We start from the raw sequence: 22293 nt of genomic DNA on the forward strand, positions 1-22293 counted from the left end.
TTTTTAATTAGCCTGCAAAAGAGCCTCGAGCATCTGCTTAAGTTCTTCACCGGTAACACCTGCAACCTTTGCTGAATTAATTGCGTTCTGTAATTCAGTTTCAATCAATCTTAAATGCTGTTCACGGACAAGTTCCAGATTCTGTGGATTCACAAAATACCCTTTCCCCTGCACAGCCGTGACAAGCCCTTCCTCTGCCAGAATCTCATAAGCCTTCATCGTTGTAATGACGCTGATTTTCAAATCCTGAGCAAGCTCACGTATTGAAGGTAAATATGATTCAGGCTTTAATTTTCCTGAAAGAATCTGATCCCGATATTGATTTGCAATCTGCTTATAAATCGGTTCACTTGAATTCTGTAATATCTTCACACAACCTCCTGTATATAACTGTTTATATAACAGTATAACAGTTAAGTCAAGCAAAAACAGTTGAAAATCACGAATTTTTCATTTATAATTTTAAGTGGGTTGGGACAATTTTTTTTCGATAACTTTTTGTCCCTTGGGGAAAACTAATGGCTTATGTAAAAAATCTGTTCGATCAGAACTTCATTCAGTATGCGAGTTACGTTATCCGCGACCGCGCTATTCCAGAAATCACTGATGGACTTAAACCTGTTCAAAGACGAATCATTCACACACTAATAAAAACTGATGACGGACGTTTCACTAAGGTTGCGAACGTGTGCGGTAAGGTTATGGCTTATCACCCGCACGGAGACGCTTCTATTTATACTGCGCTTGTTAATCTTGCCAACAAGGAAATCTTTATCGACAAGCAGGGAAACTTTGGTAACATGTACACCGGTGATGGAGCTTCTGCTCCCCGATACATTGAGTGCCGCCTCCGTCCAATTACAAAAGAAATCTTAAATACAAATCCACGTATTACACAATATGTTGAAACCTACGATAGCCGCGATGTTGAACCGACCTCGTTCCAGGCAAAACTTCCGCTCGTTCTGATTATGGGTGCCGAAGGTATTGCCGTAGGTATGAGCACCAATATTCTGAGTCATAATATTCATGAAGTAATTGATGCTGAACGAAAATGCCTTCGCGGAGAAAAATTCCAGCTCTTCCCTGACTTCCCTACCGGAGGTCTTATTGATGTCAGTGACTATCAGGATGGACTCGGAAAAATCATCACCCGTGCAAAAATGGATACAAGTGATGATAAAAAAATTGTAATTACTGAATTGCCTTATGGTTCTACAACAGAACGACTTTGTAACTCAATTGAAAAAGCTGTTAAGAATGGAAAAATCAAAGCTACATCAATTCAGGACTATACTTCAGATAAAGTAAATATCGAAATCCGTCTTCAGCGCGGAGTTTACACTAAAGATGTCGTAGATTCACTTTATGCTTTCACAGACTGTGAACAGACAATCTACTGTAACCTCCTCGTAATCAAAGACAACATGCCTGTGCAGATGACCTGTACTCAGGTAATCGAACATCACGCAAAACAGCTTGTGGGAATTCTTAAACGGGAACTTGAACTCGAGAAAGAAGACCTCATGGAAAAACTCCATCTGCGTACACTTGAAAGAATCTTTGTTGAAGAGCGTATCTATAAAAAGATTGAGCAGCAGAAAACAGAAGAAGGCGTAATCAAAGCTGTAAAAGACGGCTTCAAGCCATTTGCAAAAGAGCTGATTCGTCCGATAACAGATGAAGATGTTGACCACCTTTTGAAAATCCCGATCCGCCGCATCTCGCTTTATGATATGAGCAAGAACAAGGCCGAAGTTGAAGCAATCAATGCACGCATTAAGGAAATCAACCGCCTGCTCAAACACCTCGTAGACTATGCAATCAGCTGGCTCGACGGAATCGAAAAGAAGCTTGAAAGTCTTGGGGAAGAAAACCTTAAGCGCCATACAACTATTACAAACATCAATGCCGTAGACGTTAAGGCCGTAACAAAGCGCGATCTTTCCCTCAAATACGATGAAAAAAACGGAAATCTCGGAACAGAAGTTTCCGGCGGTACAGAACTTTTCAAAGTTACTCCATACGACAAGATTCTTTACGTTCGAAAGAGCGGAATTTACTCTGTTTCAGAAACACCGAAAAAACTTTTTGTCGGACCGGAAATGCGTTACTGTGGATTTGCCGATAAAGAAAGCCTCTCAAAGGTTCTCTTTACAATTCTTTACCGCGATCCTGCAACTCAGTTCGTTCACATCAAGCGCTGTAAGATTCAGGCCTTTATCATGAACCGCGACTACTTCTTTGCTCCTGAAGGCTGCGAAGTTCTCCACGTTGATACCCGCAAGAGCTTTACCTTCCAGCTCAATTACGTAAAAAAGCCTCGACTCAAGGTGCTCACCGAAAAGTTCAAGGCTGATAAGTTTGAGGAAAAGTCTCTCAAAGCAAAAGGTATCCGCGTTGCCAATAAGGAAGTTCAGGATATTGTTGTGGAGTAGGAGAAAGGTTATAGGTGTCAGGTTTTAGGTTCTAGGGGATTAGGGGGAAGTCTCCCCCTCGCTCCAACCGCCTGCGGCGTTTTCCGCTACCCCTTCTCCTAGGGGCTTATGCAGCCCCTAAAACCCTGCACAAAAAAAAAACTAGCACCTAAAACCTAGCACCTAAAAAAATATGGAAGTTCTAAAAGAATACATCAACTACGAAGAAACAATAAAAGGCTCGCGCTTCCTCTCCGAGCTCTTTCCCTGTACCACACAGGCAGAAGCCCGCGAACTCGTAAAATCTCAGAAAGCAAAATATGCCGATGCAACTCACGTAGTACACGCCTTTGTTATCGGCCCTGGTGCCGAAGTTATGGGAATGAGCGATGACGGAGAACCATCCGGTACAGCCGGCCGTCCTTCCCTCGATGTTCTCCGTGGCCGCAATTGCACAAACACAGTTCTCACAATTACCCGCTGGTTTGGCGGCACACTACTTGGAACTGGTGGCCTTGTAAAAGCATACGGCAACGGTGCAAAAGGAGTTCTAGCCGCCGCAGATGAAGCCGGCCTTTTTGAAGAACTCGTAGCAAAAAAAGCTTTCACCTTCTCTACCGACTACGCACTCTATAAACTTATAAAAATCACACTTGAACAATTCCATATCTATAATCTCACAGAAGACTTTGGAACCGAAATTACACTCACAGGTGAAATCCGCGAGGATGAACACGAGCTTTTCATCAGTAAATTACTTGATATTTCCAACGGAAAGATTATTGTAAAATAATTTACATGAAAAGAATCACACTTATAACACTGACATTCTTTGTCGCAATTACACTCATATCCTGCAAGGGAAAATCTGAAAAGGCTGTTGCACAGAATACACAACAGGAAACAACCGGAATGGCTGCTGCATTTATGAAGTCTGCTGAAAAATCACAGGCAGAAGAAAAAGCCGCAGAAGCAGAAATGCCGGAACAGAAAGAACCTTTATACGAAGCAGCTGCCAGACACGGCTTTAAGATGGGCGCTGTAATTTCTTATCAGACTGTTCAAAAATCTGCATATACAGATATGATTAAAGCTGACTTCAACAGTATAACTGCTTCGAACGAGTTTAAGGCTTATTCACTTTTGAATCAGCAGCTGAGCATGAAATCAGAAAACGGAATGCCTGTCATGAACTATTCACAGGCAGATAAAATTGCCCAGTTTGCACAGGAAAACGGAATAGGAATCCGCGGACATGTTCTTGTATGGGATGCATATATGCCAGTCTGGTTCTTTAAGGAAGGCTATTCAAAAGATGGTGCTTTTGTTGATTCAGACACAATGAAAAAACGTCTTGAATATTATATCGATGAAGTTGTTTCGCATTTTGAAATAAACTTCCCTGGTGTTGTTTACTGCTGGGATGTTGTAAATGAAGCAGTTGCAGACGGCTTAAACGAATGCAAGGCAGATGATGAGCGAAGAGTCCGCACTTTAAGAGGTGGAACTCCAAATTATTTCTATGATGTAATAGGACCAGATTATGTTGAGCTCGCATTTAAGTATGCACGAAAAGCTGCTAACAAAGTAAATCCAGATATCAAACTCTTCTATAATGATTATAATACATTCCTTTCACCTAAACGTGAAGCAATCGGAAAACTCATTACCAGCATCAATAAAAAAGAAAAACTTTGTGATGGTCTTGGCATGCAGGGTTATGTTGGCGGTTATGGACAGCAGGCAGGCTGTATGAATTCAAATGATATTAATCTTTTCAAGAATGCAATCAACTTCTATGGAAATCTTGGTGTTGAAGTTCATGTAACAGAACTTGCATTGCGCAATTACGAAAAAGATCCAGCAACTGCAGCACGCCATGAAAACTTCTATGAGAACTTCTTTAAGATGCTTGGCGCCGCTAACAACGAAAACACATATCTTACAAGTGTTTCAATCTGGGGACTCACAGATAATCCATCTCTCCCAAAAACAGATTACAGCTATAAGATGAATGGACCTTACTGCGGTATCTTCCATTACAACTTAAAGAAAAAGCCTGAGTTCTTTAGAATTCTTAAAGCTCTGGAATAGAATTATAAAATTGACTTCAGTCCTTCGAGGGAATCAAAAACTGCAATGCACATTTTTCTGATTTCCTCGGTCGGCTGAATTTTATCTACAACCATAATCGTTTTTAAGCCGGCTGCATAAGCGCTCTTTATTCCGTTCAAACTGTCTTCAACTGCATAACATTCTTCCGGTTTAAGTCCAACAGATTTACAAGCCATCAGATAAATTTCCGGATTAGGTTTACTGTGTACAACCATGTCTCCTGTTGTCCTTGTTTTAAAAAAATCAATTACACCTGCTGTACGTAACTGACGTTCAACAGTTTCCCCACGTGTAGAAGAAGCAAGCGCAAGAGTATATCGAGGCTTCAGATATTCAAGAATCTCTTTCGCATAATGCATTAAAGGGATTCCTTCATTTTCTTCTATCTGATGAAAGAGTTCTGAGGTACGAGTAAGAAAGCCTTCTCCATCAAAGTTATTTCCAAAATGTTTTTTGAAGATTTCAATTGTATCATTTTTATTTGAACCACGGCAGGCATTTATAAGCTCTATATTAACTTCAAGATTTTTCTCTTTTGCAGCTTCCATCCAGGTTCTGTCAGAAATTGTTTCGGAGTCTAAAATTACTCCATCCATATCAAAAATAATGCCTTTCATAATGAAGGAAGTTTACCACAATATTTTAATAGAAGAAAGAAGGTTGTTTTGTTATAATAATTTTATGAAACGAATTTTTGTAACTCTAGCTACTATCTTAGTTTTTTCAATTACAGCCTTTTCTCAGGATGCAACAATTTATCTCTGGCGTAATGTAAAAGGCATGGAAAAACAGCCTTCTGTTATGTTCATGCATAAGGCAGAGAAGACTTCATCTGAAACTAATGCAGCAGTAATTGTATGTCCGGGCGGAAGTTATCATCATCTTGGGCTTAAGGGCGAAGGAAACACAACTGCCACCTGGTTTGCAAAAAATGGAGTTACAGCATTTGTATTAAAATACCGTACTGCAGAAAGTTTTTACCATCACCCTGCCATGCTGCAGGATATACAGAGAGCAATTCAACTTGTCCGTGAAAATGCAGCAGAATGGAATATTGATCCTAACAAAGTTGGTGTAATCGGATTTTCTGCCGGCGGACATCTTGTAACTATGGCCGGAGAGTTTTTTGAAACTCATAATGAAATTGAAAAACTTGGAATCCAAACTAACGTTAGTTTGCGTCCAGATTTTGTAATTCCAGTTTATCCAGTTGTTACAATGCAGGATGATATTGCACACCGCTGGTCACGCAACAGTCTTTTAGGTTCTGGCAAAAAAAATCAGACTCAGGAACGCAAAGATGAGTTCTCGATAGAAATGAATGTACCGGACAATATGCCGCCAACTTATGTAGTTGTCTGCAAAGATGACCCGGTTGTAATTTATGAGAATTCATTCCGTCTTTATGATGCCCTTCAGGCAAAAAAAATACCGAGCCGCCTTGCAGTTTATGACTGGGGCGGACACGGTTTTGGAATGAAAGACAATGCCTTTATGAAAGAGTTCCACTGGAACCAGGCTCTCAAAGAGTGGCTCGTGGAACTCGGTGTTATGAATTGATTATTTTATTCCCAACGCAATCTCAAGAACTTCATGCACATCACTTACAGGCATAAACTTTATGCCCTGCTTTACGTGTACAGGAATATCTTCGAGGTCGCGCTCGTTTGCCTTTGGAATAATAATTGTCTTAATCTTATTACGTTTTGCTGCAACAGTCTTTTCGCGGAGACCACCAATCGGCAGAACCTGACCAGTAAGTGAAAGCTCACCAGTCATTGCAAGATTAGGCTTAATCTTTTTGTTCATCAAAAGTGAAACAAAAGTTGTAGCCATTGTGATTCCAGCACTTGGTCCATCCTTTGGAGTAGCTCCTTCCGGAATATGAAGATGTACGATATTATCTTCAAACCACTTTGCATCTTTTACATTGCGCTCAAGAACAAACTTGCGAGCCCAGTCAAAAGCGATCTGGCTTGATTCCTTCATTACATCACCCATCTGACCTGTGAGTACAAGCCCACTCTTTCCGGCAAATGAAGATGATTCAATCAGAAGAGTATCGCCACCCATGCTTGTCCAGGCAAGACCAATTGCAGTTCCCGGTACGCTGGCAGTTTTTATCTGACTTTCGTCGAAGACAGGTTTTCCAAGATATTTGAAAAGGTCTGGAGCGTCGAGGGTAATGGATGTTTCGGTTATTCCACCCTTCTTCTCGGCTTCAAAAACCATCTCAGTAACAATCTTACGATGAATCTTATCAAGGCACTTTTCGTAATTGCGGACACCAGCTTCGCGGGCATATTCTTCCGCAATCTCAAGCAGTGCTGCCTTTGTATATTTTACCTGATTCTTTGCAAGTCCGTTTTTAGCAAGGTTCTTTGGAACAAGATACTTCTTCGCAATCTCAAGTTTTTCCTGATCAATATATCCGCTCAGGTGAATAATTTCGGCACGGTCGAGCAATGGCTCAGGAACAGTATCCAGAGTATTTGCAGTCAGAATAAAGAACACATTCGAAATGTCATAAGGCAGGTCGAGATATGTATCACGGAAAGTAACATTCTGTTCCGGATCAAGAACTTCAAGCAATGCACTTGCAGGATCTCCGTTATGACTTGAGCCCATCTTATCAATTTCATCAATCATAAAAACAGGAGTGCTGCTCTTTGTGATTTTGAGTCCCTGAATAATTTTTCCTGGCATAGCTCCAATGTATGTTCTGCGGTGACCTTTAATTTCTGCTTCATCACGCATACCGCCAACTGAGAAACGGTAGAACGGTTTATTCATGGCATTTGCAATTGAACGGCCGATACTTGTCTTACCAACTCCCGGAGGTCCAACGAGAAGAAGAATAGAACCTTTGGCATCCTTCTTCATTTTGCGAACCGCAAGATATTCAACAATACGCTTTTTTACATCCTCAAGGCCAAAATGGTCGTCCTCGAGAATTTTCTTTGCGCGGTTTAAATCATAATCATCAACAGCAGGAACCTTCCATGGAAGCTGGGTAATCAGTTCAAGATAATTACGTGTAACAAGCCACTCAGAAGAGTTCGGATCCATCATTGAAAGTTTTGAAAGCTCACTCTCAACAGTTTCCTTGATTTCACCTTCAAAGGCCAGTTCTTCAATCTTCTTTTTGAACTTCTGATAGTCGGTTTCGTTTCCATCTGGAGTTTCGCCCAACTCTTCCTGAATTGAACGCATTTCCTCACGAAGGAAATACTCACGCTGATTTTTTTCAATCCGGTCATTAAGTTCATGCTGAATCTTTTTCTGAACTCTGAGCAGTTCCTGTTCTTTTTTGATGAACACAAGAACCTGCTCCATTCGCTGACGGACATTTACAGTTTCAAGAATCTTCTGCTGTTCATTTTTATCAACATTCAGAATTGATGCAATAAAGTCTGCAATCTTACCAGGATTATCAATATTAACCATATTGAGACGCATTTCTTCCGAAAACAGAGGATTATTTTCACTAACCTCTTTCATTTCAGAAATAAGTGCGCGGGTAAGAGCCTTTACTTCAAATGTATTTGCTTCTTCATCATCAAGATATTCAATTGCTGCAGCCATAGGAGCCGCATTATGCAGAACCTTTCTGATTTTGAAACGCTTTACTGTTGAAATAAAAATATTTATACCGCCATCCGGAAGGTTCACTTTTTTGATGATTCGGGCTGCTGTTCCAACCTTATGCAGGTCACTGATGGAAGGAGTTTCCGAATCATTTTTTAGCATTACGATTCCGATAAAACCTTCATTTTCATACGCTTCTTCAACAACCTTTACGTCATCATTTGAGGTTATCATAAGAGGAGTAAAAATGCCTGGAAATATCGGCCGTCCGGCAAGCGGAATCAATGTTAATTTATTAGGGAGAATCTGATCTGTTGGGATTATAGAGTTCTCTGACGAATTATCATCTTTATTGTTCATACTTTTAATATACTGATTTTTCTATTAAATCGTCAAATAAAACTAAAAAAACGGTGATTGTGGGACGCAGACAAGAAAAGGGAAAGGGGGGCCCCGGGTCGAGATAAAATCGAGCGAAGTGAGATTTTGTCTCGGGGGTACCTGGGGGGATTCCTATTCCCTTTTTTGCCGTCGCTGGGACCCGCAATCACCGTTTTTTTAGTTTGAGATTTCTGGTAATAATTCCGAAGAAATAATAAGTTCATCCTGATACCAATCGATTAAAAGAGAGAATTCTTCACCCTGATATCCTTCGCGTTCTGTTCTGATTTTCCATACAGTTCCAGATTCCAGATTTTCTTCTTCAATCTCAGCCAAAGGAATCCACTTATTCTTATAGAAGATTTTGAATTCTGTTTCTTCAGTGATATCTTCACCTGTTACACTATCTGAAGCAAAAGTCTTTATAGTAAGATTTCTTTTTGTATTTTTAAGGAAATCACAGGTAATATCAACATCATCATCGCCAACAGAAAAACTCTTCCACCATACATAAGGTCCAACGACAACCTTAACACGGTAACTTCCATTTTTCAGGAAAACAGGACGCATACTGTAAGTTTTATTGCGACCGGCAGGTCTGGAAGCTATCAGACGTTTTTTTGCAGAACTGAACATCAGTTTTTCATAAAAAGCTGAGCCCTGTTCATAGAAGGTTCTGTGGGTTCCCTGAACTTCAGGAATCTTATCTCCATCATTTTCAAAGAAAAATGCTCGTGCCGGAAGGTCGAGATTTTCGGACAAAGCTCGCGGCATTTCTACTTCTATGCTTACCTGACTGTACCATTTTGAAAGCACAGTTTCATGAATAAAACCACTGTACCATAAACCTGCAAAAACAGCAGCAGCAGCAAAAACTCCCAGCACAGAACGTCTTACAATACGACGAGCACGGTCCTTTACTGCCAGTGCTTCAGGAGCAAAGGTATACTGCTTTGTTGTTACTACTGATTTTGCCAGCTGAACACGGAGTTCATGTGTATCATAATGGCTGAGATATCTTTTTACCTGACGTAACACAGCATCTATAGACTGGTAGCGGGCTTTTGCCTTAGGTCGAATCATTTTATGAATCAGGCGGCAGATATCTTTCGGCACAGTTTTGTCAATTTTCCGTGGACTTATATAACGGCCCTTTTTAATCACCGCAAGAGTTTCAAGCGACAGAGTTCCCGGGTAAGGCTTAGTACCGGTAACCATTTCATAAAGCATAATGCCCAGCGCATAAATATCTGCACGGTGATCTACCCTTGCACTGTCTTCGAACTGCTCCGGAGGCATATATGCCGGCGTTCCTAACGCAACACCTGTCTGGGTTTTATCACTTCCCTCATCCGCGCCGCCTGCAGCGTGATCACTTGCAATACCAAAGTCTGCGAGCTTTATTTCGCCCCGCTTCGATAAAAGAATATTTCCCGGTTTAATATCGCGGTGTACAATTCCTTTTGAATGAGCATATTTTAAGGCATAGCAGGCATCCTGCATAACAAGCATAGAAACCGGACATGGAATAGAAGTCTGTTTCTTTATGAGTGCATCCAGTGCTGTTCCGTCAACAAGTTCTTCCACCATATAACGGTAGCCGCCTTCGGTGAAATAATCAAATAAGTGAACAATATACGGACTCTGTAAATCAAGCAGCAGCTGTGCTTCCTTTTTAAAACGACCGGCATCTCCTGCATGTCCTCTGGCTGTCATTTTTTTGATTACGACATAACGCTTCAAAGACGGATGAATTGCCTTATATACAACACCCATTCCACCCTTAGCGATAATTCCGAGAATCTTGTACTTTCCTATCATTGGAGGAAATTCGTCACTCATTTTTTAATCTCCACTATATCCGTCTCCGGATTAAATTTTCTATCTGACTGCACTAATGCAATATTCTGTTTTCCTGGATTATGAAACTGAATGTATCGTCCATTCTGTAAAAGTTTATAATTTCCAGTTACCGGACGGTGTCCACCCAGATATACATAATCATTTATCTGTGAAAGCTCGAATCCCTCACAAAGATTTTTTATTGTCCCTTCAGCACTTCCAATTGCTGCAGTTCCGTTATCTGTCCAGGTCAGGCCTTCCACAACCCCTTTTGTCAGACGTGCATTAACAAGTTCTTCACGCGTATAAGTTCTGAAAGGCTCAGCATGAGATACCACACATTTTTTTCCAAAATAAACCAGCGGTAAACTCTTTTCTACGCAATTCATCAGATAAAGAATATCATCTCCATAGAAGTCCTGTACAAAGACCATACCCATTTCACCTTCATCTGCAAATTTCCTGAATGCATAATCACCGTCTCCGGTAGCATTCAGAATATTTTCATGATTTCCCTTCAGGATATGTACATAAGCTGGAAAAGCTTCTTTCAATTTTAAGAGTCCAGCCAGAAGACAAAGCCCTTCCTGCATTTCTGCTGAAAGCGCAGGACCTGTAAATATTCCATTATCAAATTCAACTGCAGCAGCTGCCCATCTTTCTCTTGTATGTCGTTCTGTATGAAGAATATCGCCGACACTTAAAAGTCTTACCCTTCTTGCAGAAAGAGCTTCAAAAACTGTCATATCTTCATAAAGCTGATAATCAAGAATATTCATTAAAAAATATGGACGTGCATGTAAATCTGGAATTACAATCAGAGGAAGTTCATCTTCATGAAAATCAACAAGTCCGCCTGTACTGTCATCCGATGCCTTTTGTCTATACTGTGTTTTTTCTTTTTCAAGACAATCTGAAGCCTGATTTAATAAATCGAAAAACTCATCATAAGTCGGCAGAGTATTTGAGGTGAGAATAGTTTTTATTGTCTGATAAACTGAGTCCAAAATTATTCCTGTATCTTAGTGTTTTTATGAAACCACAAGATTCATGTTACCGATTGAGATTTTGTCACCAGGATTTAATTTTACATATTTTTCATTTGGAATACGAACATCATTTATAAAAGTTCCGTTTGTACTTCCAACATCTTTAATAAAATATGCATCTTTAATCTTCTGGATCATTGCATGATGACGGCTTGCAAGCTTGTTGTCAACAACTACATCATTGTCTGTATCACGGCCAATTGTAATTTTTGCAACAAGTTCAACCTTTTTATGATTAAACATAAGGTAAGATGCAGGCTTACCTTCACCAAGAGAATCAAGATGTCGTCCTACAGGACTATTTGTTACTATTGTTGTATCACTCATACTTAAATTATAGAACCTCAACTCATTATTCGCAAATTATTTTTAAGAAGAACAAAAGGTTTAAAGATTGGAATATCATCTGTAATTACATCTTTAAACATATTTAAGATCTTTTTCATCTCATTTTTACGGGATCTGTCCAGATCGGCATAGGCAGCGAGCATTCTTGCTGTAGCTTTCAATGCATCTTTTTCAATATCACTATTTGTTTTTGCCCCAGATGCTTCCAGAATACAGAACATTGTTTCTACAAAAGTCTTTTTCTGAGCAGGCTTAAGTTTATCTACCCATTCATTAAAAGCTTTATAAAAAATCCGGCTTTCTTCTGTAAATTCAGCTTCATTTATAAACTGAATTCCCATTACCTGCCAGTTCATTGCATCATGCTGCCAGAAGGCAAAGCCTTCGCTTCTTACTATTTCAAATGTCTTTGGATGATGAAAAATCATTCCTACAACCGAAAATCCTGGATAAAACGAATGAATCTTCTTTTCTACAGCCTTATATTCTTCAGATTCAAAAAAATCAGTTCCAAAACCCGGACCATCAAAATTATAAACTTCATCAATCCGATTCTGAAGTTTCTTTCCACAGTTTACAGTTGTATTTATAACAAGATTTCCACCTTTAGAGTGTCCGACTAATACAAAATCCTTCTTAAAAGCTGCGGCTGCTTCATCAAAATATTCCAGAGCATCTTTTTGTGCAGGAATTTGCTCAAGCCAGGCAATATTAAAATCTTCTTTCCAGCCAACTATTGTATCGTCTGTGCCTCTAAAGGCAATTACAGGCTTTCCATCTATTAAATAAGTAACTGCTGCAAACTGCTCAACATTTTCTTCACTAAACAGATTTCTAAATCCGCATAATTCAACATTCTTAAAACGAGGTGATTCTGCACATTTAAACATAAGTTCAGCAGTACGTTTGTTAATTAAAAATCCTATATTGATTCGCTCTTCATAATCAGGAGCATTTGAAAAGTCTTTTGCAACCTGAGCAAAGGTCTTTTTTTGTGTAAAACTCTCTGGCACTACTCTGTCGAAAATTGAATAGGTCAAATGAGCGAGAATTAAAGCATCAATTTTATTAAAAGGGACTGTTTCAAAAGATAAGTCACCTCTCCAATTCAAATAATCAAAAAAATCAGCCATAAAAACCTCATTTTTAATTATAATAGAATTTGATAATTGAATTCCATATAACAACGGATTATAATTAAAAAAATACATACAAAAAGGAGTCAATCAAAATGGATTTGATTTACGGAATCAAGGACAAGCCACGTTTTGGTAAGGTTGTGCTGTTTGCTTTGCAGCAGCTTCTCGCAATTATGGCAGCAACTATTGCTGTCCCAGCTATTATTGGACACGGACTGACAGCTTCTGCTGCTCTTTTCGGTGCAGGTGTAGGTACAATTGTTTACCTTCTCTTCACAAAGAGTTCAAGCCCTGTTTTCTTAGGAAGCTCATTTGCTTTCATTGGTTCAATGTTCAGTGCATTTGCTGGAGCTGCAACTCTCGGCCTTTCTGAGCAGGCTGGCTATTGGGGTCTTATTATCGGTGCCCTTATGGCAGGACTTGTTTATGTAATCATTGCAATAATCGTTAAATTCTGTGGTGTAGAATGGATCAATAAACTTATGCCACCAGTAATCATTGGACCTACAGTAGCAATTATCGGATTAAGTCTTTCTGGTAATGCAATTGGTGATCTTATGAAATCAAGTGTTGAAGGCGGAAGCACATATGTAGCTCTTATCTGCGGTCTTTTCACTCTCGCTATCACAATGCTTTTCTCTACTTATGGTAAAAAAGTTGGAAGACTGATTCCTTTTATTCTCGGTATTCTTGCAGGTTATCTTCTTGCAACTCTCTTTGCAATTATTGGTAATCTTATTGATAATCCTGCACTCATCGTAATCAACTACGGTGCTGTAAAAGCCCTCGACTTCTCTAAGTTCTCAGGCTATATTTCACTTCCAAACTTCACATTCCTTTTGGGTGGAACTGAAGGTCTTAAAGCTGTTTCTGGAAAATATCTATTGACTCTCTTCTCTGCTTATGTACCAGTTGCATTTGTTGTATTTGCAGAACACCTTGCTGACCACAAAAACCTTTCTGCAATTGTAGGAAAAGATCTTCTTAAAGAACCTGGTCTTACAAGAACTCTTCTTGGTGATGGTGTTGGTACAATCGTAAGTACAGCTTTCGGTGGTTGTCCAAACACAACTTATGGAGAATCTATTGGATGTGTTGCTATTACACGAAATGCTTCAACAATCTCTATCTGGGGATGTGCAATCATCTGTATTATCTTCTCTATGATTTCTCCACTCGTAGCTTTCCTTGAGACAATTCCTAACTGTGTAATGGGTGGCGTTTGTGTTGCCCTCTACGGATTCATTGCCGTTTCAGGTTTCAAGATGTTCCAGTCTGTAGACCTCAACAAGAACAAGAACCTCTTCGTAGCATCTGTAATCTTTATTACTGGTGTAGGTGGAATGGTAGTAAGCTTCGGCGCAGTTGAAATCAGAACTGTTGCTTGCGCGTTGATTCTTGGTATTTTAACTAATTTGATGTTGTCTAAAGAAGACGCTTAAAAGGTTATAGGTGTCAGGTTCTAGGTTCTAGGGATGGGGGAAGTCTCCCCCTCGCTTCAGCCCGCAAGCGGTCTTACGCTACCCCCTCCCCTAGGGCTAGCCGCCCTAAAACCCGCTATAAAAAAAAGGTTCCAGATTAAAATACCTGGAACCTCTAACCTAAAACCTAAAACCTACTTTAACAACGCCGCAATTTCCGGACGTCGCCATCTTACAGCAATTGTATAAGCGGTATCACCAGAAACATTCTTCACACTCTTATCAATTCCATAAGAAATCAAAGTCTTTACCATGGCTGTATCACTGGTTTTAGCTGCATAGTGAAGGATTGTATTACCCTGAACGTCTGTCATCTTTCCTGCGTATTTTACAATATTCGAAATCATTTTCTTATTGCCCTTTTCAAGAGCAATTGAGATTCCGTTTTTACCCTTCTTATCAATCTGCTGGAATGGATTTGCTCCGTTTTCAAGCAGAACAAGTGCTGTCTTTACCGAATCAGCTTCAATTGCATAATTAAGGGCTGTATATCCGTCTGCATTTCTTGTATCTACAGGATAACCTTCATCAATCAATGTCTGAAGGAGCTCATCAGAAGCCTTTGCTTTTACAACAATATGAACAGGAGTATTTCCATCACTGTCGGTAATTGTATAATTATTTCCAAGTACTTCACAGATTACGTTTATATCTTTCTTAACAACAATTGAGAACGGAGTATTTCCCTGTTTGTCGCGCGACAAAGGATTTCCACCTGCATTTCTGATGAGTTTAATGATATCAACATCAGCCATATAAGCAGCTTCGTGATAAGCATTGCGGCCGTTTACTTCCTGAACATTTGGATTTGCACCATACTTCAAAAGCAGCTGAACACTGTCTTTGCTGCAGCCACGAATTGCATCCATCAGAACTGTTACACCATTCGAATCACAAACATTAGGATCTGCGCCCGATGCAAGAAGTTTCTTAGCAATATCAAATTTTCCTGCAACGACAGCCTCGGCCAATGGTGATTTTCCTGATGTATTCTGTGCGTTTACGTTGATTCCAAGAGAAAGAAGTTTATCAATAGAAGCAGGAGCATCCCAGCGAACAGCGGTATGCATTGCTGTACTTCCAAGATTATCGCGGGCCTGAATATCAGCTCCACAATCTACAACTGTCTGAATTACACTAGGATTATTTGTTTTTACTGCACTAAAAAGAGCAGTTTCTCCATTTGCATTTTTAGCACCAATATCAGCCCCCTTCATTACAAGACTGTTGATTGCATCCTTATATTGCCACTCAGCGGCATAATGAAGAACTGTGTTTCCAGTTCCATCCTTTGACTTGATTGTTTTAGAAGTGATGAGCCAGTCCTGAACTGTACCACCGTATTTCAAAGCAAGACGCAATGGTGAATTATTATTTGTGTTTGTAGAGAAGATGTCTGCATTCTTTGCAAGAAGAAGCTCCCCTACCTTCTGTCGGTTTTTAAGAATAGCAAGGAATAAGGCTGAGTTACCGTCCTTATTTCTCGTATTTACATCTTTCATAAGGCTTATGATGTACTGGATTTTTGCTAATGGAGCATCACACAAAAGAGCCAGATGAAGCGGAGTATTACCATTTGAATCTGTAAAGCCAGCATTTGCTTCATTTACAACTGCTTCAAGCATTTCTGAAGAACCGGCAAGTGCAATTGAAAGCGGAGAATCACCGTTTGTATCCTGTGTGTGGATGTCTGCGCCGGCAGATGTAAGAAGTTTTACTGTTTCAAGATCATTTTTCTGAACAGCAATTGCAAGCGGTGTTACACCTTCCTTATTTCGGGCATTTACATCTGCTCCTCCATTTATGAGAACAGAGAAAGTAGAAGCACCAACATTCAGCATTGAAGCTGTATGAAGCACTGTATCACCAAACATATCCTTCTGAGAAAGGTCTGCACGATAAGTTATAAGAAGCTTATAAATTTCTGCAGTTTTATCTTTTGGAAGAATAAGCATTACTGGTGTTTTTCCAAGATTATCACGGGCATTAACATTTGCACCGGAATTAAGCAGAGATTTTATGATTTCCACATTTCCGTAACGAACAGCTTCATGCAGAGGGGTTGCACCAGAACTGTCCTGAACGGTTGTATCAGCATTATTTTCAAGCAGATATTTTGCAATTGCATTGTGTCCGTAAATTGCAGCAAGATGAAGCGGAGTCTGACCATCATCAAAACGTGAATTAACATTGCGGGCAAGCATTGCATCCTGGAAATATGAAAATTCAGTTACTACTTCATCTGCACCGCCCATAATGAGTTCGGCAGCAATTTCAACAGAATCTTCATCATCAAGATTTTCAAAAGCAACATCAAGAGGAGTTTTTCCATTATCATCTACTACAGAAATTGGAATTTCTTCTGAAATACATTTACGAATACCTTTAATATTTTTTGTTCTGACAAAATAATGAACTATTGTCTGCCCATCAACATCACGAAGCTCAGCTGCTTTTGGAGTAATGAAAATGTCATAATAATCTTCACTTTCCATAAGACCGCGGTCAAGAGCAGTTACTCCTTCACTGTCACGAGAAAAAAGTGTATTACTTATTGAAGCCAGTGTTTTTGCAGCTTCATATGAATAGTTTTTAATTGCAACATGCAGAGGTGTATCACCTTCAAAATTCTTAAGTTCAGGATCGGCTCCCTTAATGATAAAGAAAGACACAAGATCAGCATCATTAACCATTGCTGCAATATGAAGTACCGTATTTCCATTCTCATCAGCGGCATTGATATCTGCAGGCATTACAAATTCCTGCATTGCCTCTGCCTTGCGGTTCTGCATAATGAGTTGTTGAGGTGTCTGTTTTGTAGATACAGGTTTAGAAGCACAGCCGGAAAATAAAAGAAGTCCAGTTAATCCGGCAAAAGCAAGATTTTCGAATAGCGATTTTTTTCTATCCATAGTTCCCCTCTGAATATACATTTCTATTGTCTTTATCGGGGAAAAATGGACTTCAATTTACTGATTTTTTAATAATTCCAGCATTTTTCTAAAGGCGCTGTCTTCCTTATTAAGCTCACGTGAACCGCGGGTAATCTTACAAAGAGACATTGCAAACTTATTTGCAATCTCACGTTGTGTTGTACCAGCATCAATTTCCTTTACGAGTAGCCATCTGTTTGCAATATCTTTAAGTTCAGGCTTTGTAAAAAGGCAGTTGAAAAAATCATAAATAAAAGCTTCGTCACCAGACTTTAAAATAAGGTGACAAAGCTCTTTTATAGTAGCGGAAATTTCTTCCTCTGATATACCCTTTGTTTCTTTGTTATCATTCATAGAAACAAGTATATCAGAAATAATTATTTTTTCAACAGTTTTTCAACAGTCTCTGCTGCTTCCTTGAGTTCAGGAATATCCAGACTCTCAATATCACCAGCATCTACTGCACGGCTTGTTTCTTCCTGCATAGGAATGCGGGCAAGAACTGGAATATTAAAGCTCTTTGCAATCTGATCAATATTACTCTTACCGAATACTGTAATTTCTTTACCGCAATCAGGACACTTTACATAGCTCATGTTTTCAACGATTCCAAGAATAGGAATGTTCATCATATTAGCCATGTTTACAGCCTTTTCTACGATTACACGAACCAGCTGCTGAGGTGAACTTACAACAATAATTCCATCAATTGGAAGTGACTGGAAAACTGTAAGCGGTACATCACCTGTTCCTGGTGGCATATCCACGAACATAAAATCTACATCCTTCCATACAACATCTGTCCAGAACTGTTTTACAGCACCTGCAATTACAGGACCGCGCCAGATAACAGGATCTGTTTCATTCTGAAGAAGGAAATTCATAGACATAAGCTGAATTCCAGAATCTGTTACAACAGGATTCAATGCATCTTCACCCTCAAGGGCTGTAGCACGCTCTTCGCCTACACCAAAACTTTCTGGAATAGAAGGTCCAGTAATATCTGCATCAAGAATAGCAGAACGGAAGCCGTCCTTATTTACACGGGCTGCAAGAAGACTTGTTACAAGAGACTTTCCTACACCGCCCTTTCCACTGACAATACCAATAACTTTTTTTACACTGCTACCAGCTCGCAGACTTACCTGCAAATCTCTCTTTGAACAATCCTGACTGCAAGAACCGCAGTCATGTGTACATTCTGCCATTTAAAACTCCTATATTTTAAATATACTAATGATTATCCCAAAAGACAACTGAAATCTTCGGGGATTGTATCTATTGAGAATAACAAAATTTTTAATTATACTTAAATATCTACATTATATTTAAAAGAGGTATAACAAATGACATCTCAGACAATTGCAATGATTATTGCCTTTGTTCTTTACCTTGGTCTCATGGTTTTTGTAGGCCTTCGTAATGCAAAGAGTAATAACTCAGCTGCAGACTTCTTCCTTGGCGGAAGAAAAGTCGGACCTTGGGTAACCGCCCTTTCGGCAGAAGCATCAGACTCTTCTGCATGGCTTTTAATGGGACTTCCAGGCCTCTGCTACCTCGGCGGTTTCAAAGAAACTTTCTGGACAGCCTTCGGACTTATCGTAGGAACTTACCTTGCATGGCTCTTTATTGCAAAACCATTGCGCAAATGCTCGGTAGCTTTTGGTGACTCAATCACAATCCCGGAATTCCTTACAAACCGTTTTAAAGACAAAACTCATATTCTTTCTATTGTATCAGTATTCTTTATTGTAGTTTTCTTTACTATTTATACAGCATCTGGCTTTGTAGCCTGTGCAAAACTTTTCCGCTCAGTTTTCGGACTCAGCTGGAATGCAGGTCTCCTTATTGGATTTGTAATCATTCTTTCATATACAATTCTTGGTGGATATAAAGCAGTTTGTACAACAGACTTCATTCAGGGTAGCTTGATTTTCATCGCTTTCATTATTTCTGGAATCGTAATCGTTGCTACACTCGGTGGCTTTGGTAATGCAATCGACAATGTTTCAAGCTTTACAAACCGCGCCCTCAACGGCGAGTTCGGTTCTGCAATGCTCAAAGCTTTCACAGGAAACAAGACTTTCACACCAATGTCTGCAATTTCTGCATTTGCATGGTGTCTCGGATACTTTGGAATGCCACACATCATCATCCGCTTTATGGGTTGCCGTTCTAACAAAGAACTTAAGACTGCACGCCGCGTAGGTATCACATGGATGATTATTTCTTACATCGGTGCCGTTCTTATCGGAACTCTCGGTACAGCATGGCTTTTGAACAAGGGTGTTATTCTTGGTGCAGATCCAGCAGAAGTTACAACAGCAGGTCTTAAGGCTCTCGGAACAGGAACTCAGGAAGCAGTATTCAGCGAAACAATGATCCGCATGTTCCCAGCTTTCATTGCAGGTATCTTCCTCTGTGGTATTCTTGCCGCAGCTATGTCTACAGCAGACTCACAGCTTCTTTCAGCTTCTTCTGCTATCGGACAGGATATTTTCAAGGGACTTATCAAAAAGGATGCAAGCGATAAGCAGGTTCTTCTTATCAGCCGTATCTGTGTATTCATCATCGCTATTGTAGGACTTCTTCTCGCCCTCAATCCAAACAGCTCAATCTTCGGACTCGTTTCTTATGCTTGGGCAGGTTTCGGCGGAACTTTTGGTCCTCTTATCATACTCGCTCTTTACTGGAAAAAGACAACAGCGCCAGGAGCAGTTGCCGGCCTTCTTGCAGGCGGTGCTACTGTAGTAGCATGGCACAATCTCCATGGCGGTATCTTTGATGTATATGAGATTCTCCCTGCATTCATTATCTGTCTTGTAGTTACAATCATCGTTTCTCTGGCAACAAAACCAGACGAAGATGTTCTCAAGACTTTTGATGAATATAAGAAATTAGAAGACTAAAACTCTAATAAACTTTTTGATCTGCTTCTTTTATGCAGATCAAAAAGTTCATCCCATTTCAAAATTGAATAAGACGGCTTAGCTTCAAGAATCTGGACTTCATATAATTTTTGAATGCACATAAGAGCCGCACCTTTAGAAATCCCAAAGGCATCATCATCCATGATCACAAGTTCAGAACCACAATAATCCATTATAGAAGTAAACTGAGGTACATTCTTTTTGATTACCTCAAGCATGAAATCCCTGCGGAATTTTGGCTGCCCGTGAACAAATACAGTTTCCGGCTCAAGCAGTGGCACCATCATAGTAAGGGTACCAAACAAATCCTTTATCCATTCAGCATAAGAATCTTCTACTGAATCAACTGTTTTTAGAACAGCCTCAGGAAGTCCGGTCTGCCCTTTCTGATAGGTTGTCCAGGAACGCGAAATATATTCACCAACACCGTAGTTTCTTCCATTGATTACACGACCATTCATAGTAATCGAAAGACCTACACCGATACCTTTCCCATAACTTTCAGGATAAGACAGCAAAGGGTTACCTGCATAGTTTCTTGCAAGTACACACAGAAAATCTTTTTTATCAGAAGATTTATTCAAAGCAAGCTGAAGCCATGAACAGCAGCGGGCATCGTTTTCCATAAAGAGAGGAATACCATAGCGCTTTCCAAGTACAGTCGCATAATCAAATTCTTTAAGACGGAATGGTGCAGAATACTTTATAACGCCATTATCAATATCAATAATTCCAGGAAGACCAATGCTGATTGCAAGCGGCCGAAGGGGATTTATATTAACATCTTCCTGAATACTTTTGATTATTGTATCAACCATATAAACAAAAAGTTCTTCAGGCTTGTCTAATAAATCAGGATTTACCGGAGTTTTTCCGTCATCCTCATGAACAGTTCTTCCATCAAAAGAAACTACAGCTACATGATAACAATCAAGCTGAATCTCAATTCCTATCACGCAGCCAAAATCAGGATTCACAGAAAGGAAAACCGGCTTACGGCCTCCCTTCTCTGTTGGAATTCCCCTCTCTCCTTCGCAAATCAGATTAGACTCAACCAGCGTTCCAATAATATTTGAAACTGTAGAACGATAAAGTTCAAGTTTTCTTGCAATATCAATTCTGCTGAAGTTTGGATTCTTCCACACGGTCTCAAACACGCGTGAAAGATTCGCATTGCGCTGATAGTCATTATTTACGTGCATACTTTATTTTAACCTTTAACAGCACCAGCCGCAACACCTTTAGTAATCTGCTTTCTGAAAATACCATAGAAGATAATAATCGGAATAATGCTGATCATAAGAGCTGCAAACTGTTTACCGTAATCCGAAGCTAATGCTCCAGAGAACTTCTGTACACCGACCGGCAGAGACTTAATCTTTTCACTGCTAGCAAGAATATTTATCAGCATGAATTCATTCCAGGTTCCGGTAATCGTAAGAATTGCCAGAGTGATTCCAACCGGCTTTGACATTGGGAATATGATATCAAAGAAAATCTGAAGGTATGGAGCCCCGTCAATTCTGGCAGATTCAACAAGAGAAGTAGGAATACTGCGGATAAACTCTGTGGTAAGGTAAATACCCATAGGCATACCAATACCAATGTAGCAGATAAGAACTCCAAGTCTTGTATCATATAGTCCTGTCCAGTTTGCCATAAAGAAGAGAGGAATCATAATACACTGCAATGTAATCAGAACTCCAATAACAAACGACTTGTAGATAACACCTGTAGATTTATTCGGAAGTTTTGCAAATGCAAATCCCGCAGCAATAGAAAAATACAGAATTGCAATTGTAGAAATACCGGTATAAAAAAGGCTGTTCAAAAACAGACTTCCAAACTTTCCTCGTATCCAGGCATCAACATAGTTTCTCCACCACCATACCTGTGGAAGTGCAAGCTTACTTGTCATCTGATATTCCTGAGTTGTTTTGAAAGATGAAAACAGAAGCCAGAAAATCGGATACAATGCCATAAAGGTAAAGAAAATCAAAATAATATAAATAATAGTCTGAGCAATAATATGCTTTGGACCTTTCTTTTCAAATACATTCATTTTCCAGT

Annotated in this window: 18 protein-coding genes; 6 read left to right on the top strand and 12 right to left on the bottom strand. The window is 39.7% G+C overall.

The features are described from left to right. Positions 1 to 3: 3 nt before the first annotated feature. Positions 4 to 372: a GntR family transcriptional regulator gene (locus BMY21_RS14735; protein ID WP_074645510.1), complete on the bottom strand. Its 369-nt coding sequence runs from the start codon at positions 370 to 372 to the stop codon at positions 4 to 6. A gap of 146 nt (positions 373 to 518) precedes the next feature. Between BMY21_RS14735 and BMY21_RS14740 the strand changes: the two genes are divergently transcribed. The 3 genes from BMY21_RS14740 (at position 519) to BMY21_RS14750 (ending at position 4511) form a co-directional block, all read left to right on the top strand. Further along, positions 519 to 2438 (top strand): DNA topoisomerase IV subunit A, encoded by a 1920-nt coding sequence (locus BMY21_RS14740; RefSeq protein WP_074645511.1) that lies wholly within the window; start codon positions 519 to 521, stop codon positions 2436 to 2438. 172 nt (positions 2439 to 2610) lie between these two features. Further along, positions 2611 to 3210 (top strand): IMPACT family protein, encoded by a 600-nt coding sequence (locus tag BMY21_RS14745; protein ID WP_074645513.1) that lies wholly within the window; start codon positions 2611 to 2613, stop codon positions 3208 to 3210. 5 nt (positions 3211 to 3215) lie between these two features. Then, positions 3216 to 4511: an endo-1,4-beta-xylanase gene (locus BMY21_RS14750; RefSeq protein WP_074645515.1), complete on the top strand. Its 1296-nt coding sequence runs from the start codon at positions 3216 to 3218 to the stop codon at positions 4509 to 4511. 2 nt (positions 4512 to 4513) lie between these two features. Here BMY21_RS14750 and BMY21_RS14755 read toward each other — a convergent pair whose 3' ends face one another. Further along, positions 4514 to 5149 carry an HAD family hydrolase gene (locus BMY21_RS14755; RefSeq protein WP_074645517.1) on the bottom strand — a complete coding sequence of 212 codons (636 nt, stop codon included), beginning with the start codon at positions 5147 to 5149 and terminating at the stop codon, positions 4514 to 4516. A gap of 64 nt (positions 5150 to 5213) precedes the next feature. On the opposite strand from BMY21_RS14755, the gene BMY21_RS14760 reads away from it, so the two are divergent. Then, positions 5214 to 6092, top strand: coding sequence for an alpha/beta hydrolase (locus BMY21_RS14760; RefSeq protein ID WP_074645554.1), 879 nt, complete (start codon positions 5214 to 5216; stop codon positions 6090 to 6092). Here BMY21_RS14760 and lon read toward each other — a convergent pair whose 3' ends face one another. The 5 genes from lon to BMY21_RS14785 form a co-directional block, all read right to left on the bottom strand. Then, positions 6093 to 8480 carry an endopeptidase La gene (lon, locus tag BMY21_RS14765; protein WP_074645519.1) on the bottom strand — a complete coding sequence of 796 codons (2388 nt, stop codon included), beginning with the start codon at positions 8478 to 8480 and terminating at the stop codon, positions 6093 to 6095. Positions 8481 to 8678: 198 nt separating this feature from the next. Next, entirely contained in the window at positions 8679 to 10343 is a 1665-nt protein-coding gene (locus BMY21_RS14770; protein WP_074645520.1) for a serine/threonine protein kinase, read from the bottom strand. Then, entirely contained in the window at positions 10340 to 11350 is a 1011-nt protein-coding gene (locus BMY21_RS14775) for a hypothetical protein (RefSeq protein ID WP_083379897.1), read from the bottom strand. The genes BMY21_RS14770 and BMY21_RS14775 overlap by 4 nt, the downstream gene beginning before the upstream one ends. Before the next feature lie 24 nt (positions 11351 to 11374). After that, positions 11375 to 11719: an FHA domain-containing protein gene (locus BMY21_RS14780; RefSeq protein ID WP_074645522.1), complete on the bottom strand. Its 345-nt coding sequence runs from the start codon at positions 11717 to 11719 to the stop codon at positions 11375 to 11377. A 17-nt stretch (positions 11720 to 11736) separates the two neighbouring features. Further along, positions 11737 to 12873, bottom strand: a complete 1137-nt coding sequence (locus BMY21_RS14785; RefSeq protein WP_074645524.1) for an Mbeg1-like protein — start codon at positions 12871 to 12873, stop codon at positions 11737 to 11739. A 98-nt stretch (positions 12874 to 12971) separates the two neighbouring features. Between BMY21_RS14785 and BMY21_RS14790 the strand changes: the two genes are divergently transcribed. Further along, complete coding sequence (locus BMY21_RS14790) at positions 12972 to 14321, top strand: uracil-xanthine permease family protein (protein ID WP_074645525.1); 1350 nt, start codon at positions 12972 to 12974, stop codon at positions 14319 to 14321. A 173-nt stretch (positions 14322 to 14494) separates the two neighbouring features. Here the strand turns inward: BMY21_RS14790 and BMY21_RS14795 are convergent, their stop codons facing one another. The 3 genes from BMY21_RS14795 to BMY21_RS14805 are packed head-to-tail and all read right to left on the bottom strand — an operon-like array spanning position 14495 to position 18501. Continuing rightward, positions 14495 to 17272: an ankyrin repeat domain-containing protein gene (locus BMY21_RS14795; protein WP_074645527.1), complete on the bottom strand. Its 2778-nt coding sequence runs from the start codon at positions 17270 to 17272 to the stop codon at positions 14495 to 14497. 57 nt (positions 17273 to 17329) lie between these two features. After that, entirely contained in the window at positions 17330 to 17647 is a 318-nt protein-coding gene (locus tag BMY21_RS14800; RefSeq protein ID WP_074645529.1) for a Trp family transcriptional regulator, read from the bottom strand. 23 nt (positions 17648 to 17670) lie between these two features. Then, complete coding sequence (locus BMY21_RS14805) at positions 17671 to 18501, bottom strand: Mrp/NBP35 family ATP-binding protein (RefSeq protein ID WP_074645531.1); 831 nt, start codon at positions 18499 to 18501, stop codon at positions 17671 to 17673. 138 nt (positions 18502 to 18639) lie between these two features. Between BMY21_RS14805 and putP the strand changes: the two genes are divergently transcribed. Further along, positions 18640 to 20202 carry a sodium/proline symporter PutP gene (putP, locus tag BMY21_RS14810; protein ID WP_074645532.1) on the top strand — a complete coding sequence of 521 codons (1563 nt, stop codon included), beginning with the start codon at positions 18640 to 18642 and terminating at the stop codon, positions 20200 to 20202. Here the strand turns inward: putP and BMY21_RS14815 are convergent. Further along, positions 20199 to 21425: an ROK family transcriptional regulator gene (locus tag BMY21_RS14815; protein WP_074645534.1), complete on the bottom strand. Its 1227-nt coding sequence runs from the start codon at positions 21423 to 21425 to the stop codon at positions 20199 to 20201. The two genes, putP and BMY21_RS14815, sit on opposite strands and share 4 nt — an antisense overlap. A gap of 8 nt (positions 21426 to 21433) precedes the next feature. Next, a complete protein-coding gene (locus tag BMY21_RS14820; protein ID WP_074645536.1) occupies positions 21434 to 22285 on the bottom strand; it encodes a carbohydrate ABC transporter permease in 852 nt (283 codons plus the stop codon). Positions 22286 to 22293 lie beyond the last annotated feature (8 nt).

The organism is Treponema bryantii (assembly GCF_900111035.1).
In the GTDB taxonomy this organism is placed as follows: domain Bacteria; phylum Spirochaetota; class Spirochaetia; order Treponematales; family Treponemataceae; genus Treponema_D; species Treponema_D bryantii_C.